This window comes from Clostridium sp. BSD2780061688st1 H5, assembly GCF_005845155.1.
Classification (GTDB): Bacteria; Bacillota; Clostridia; order Lachnospirales; family Lachnospiraceae; genus Claveliimonas; species Claveliimonas intestinigallinarum.
In genome coordinates, this window is record NZ_SPGT01000063.1 from 1 (window position 1) to 1588 (window position 1588).

At 41.7% G+C, this 1588-nt stretch carries 1 protein-coding gene; it reads left to right on the forward strand.

Going from position 1 to position 1588, the window contains the following annotated elements; translation table 11 throughout:
- Nucleotides 1–104: 104 nt before the first annotated feature.
- The coding region (locus FGQ86_RS16105; protein ID WP_243127313.1) for an IS1182 family transposase at nt 105–1588 on the forward strand (1484 nt) is incomplete at its 3' end.

A 1588-nucleotide genomic window follows, 5' to 3' on the forward strand; every position in this document is an offset into this window, starting at 1 on the left:
ATCCTTCCGGTTTTTATCAAGAAAAATCCCCTACTTATCAACTCTAAAGTTAAGCGGTACGTTCCCTGCACATGGTATAATTATCCTATAAGGAGGTTCCGCTTATGATGACAAGAGATGCCGATAAAAAAAGAGAACAAATGATGATGTTCAGCATGGATGACATGGTGCCAAAGGATCACATGCTCCGAAAGATTGACCGGGCAATTGACTGGAACTTTATTTACGATCTTGTAGAAGACAAGTATTGTGCAGATAACGGAAGGCCGAGCATGGATCCGGTGATGCTGATCAAAATCCCTTTTATCCAGTATCTCTATGGGATTAAAAGTATGCGCCAGACGATAAAAGAAATCGAAGTGAATGTAGCTTATCGTTGGTTTCTCGGTCTGGATATGTTGGATCCAGTTCCTCACTTTTCTACTTTTGGGAAAAACTATACCCGACGTTTTAAGGATACGGAACTGTTTGAACAGATCTTTTCCCATATCCTCGAACAATGTATGAAGTTTCATCTGGTAGATACATCTACCGTGTTTGTGGATTCTACCCATGTAAAAGCCTGTGCTAACAGCAAAAAGATGAGAAAGAGGATTGCATCTCAAGAAGCTCTATGGTATGAGGAGGAGTTAAAAAAAGAAATCAATGAAGACCGTAAAAATCACGGAAAGAAACCTTTAAAAGAAAAAAAGGATGATTCGAATACACCTCCCACAGCGGGCGACGGCACTTCTGGTGAAAGCGGTTCTTCAGACGAAATCCCGGAAGGAGCCAAAACGCAAAAATGCAGTACTTCAGATCCGGAAAGCGGCTGGTTCCGAAAAGGCGAACATAAACATGTTTTTGCATACAGCATAGAGACTGCATGTGACAAGCACGGGTGGATCTTAGATTATACTGTGCATCCAGGGAATGAACATGACAGCAGGACATGGAAGCCTTTGTACGACAAATTGAAAGACCTGGATATGGAGATGATGGTATTGGATGCCGGATATAAGACTCCAGCAATAGCCCGAGAATTGTTAAAAGACGGGATACAGCCCCTGTTTCCGTATAAAAGGCCCATGACAAAAGATGGATTCTTCAAGAAATATGAGTATGTCTACGATGAGTACTATGACTGCTATATCTGTCCGGCGGATCAGATCCTTACTTATCAGACGACGAACCGGGAGGGTTACAAAGAATACAAGAGCGATAAAAGCATCTGTAAAAACTGTCCTTACCTTTCCAAATGTACAGAAAGCAAAGAGCATGAAAAAACGATCTCCCGCCACATTTGGGAAGAGTATCTGGAAACCAGCGAGGACATCCGTCATACTCTGGGGAATAAAGAAATTTACATGCTGAGAAAAGAGACTATTGAAAGATTGTTTGGAAGTGCAAAAGAACAGCATGGATTTCGATACACACAATATATCGGCAACGCCCGAATGAGAATGAAAGCCGGGCTGACCTTTGCGTGCATGAATCTGAAAAAGCTGGCAAAGATTCTGGATGTAAGGGAAAGGCAGGACAAAAAATCAGGATGCTTTTTTATCCTTTATAAGAAAATATGGGAGTTGGCATTTTGGCAAAAAGAGTG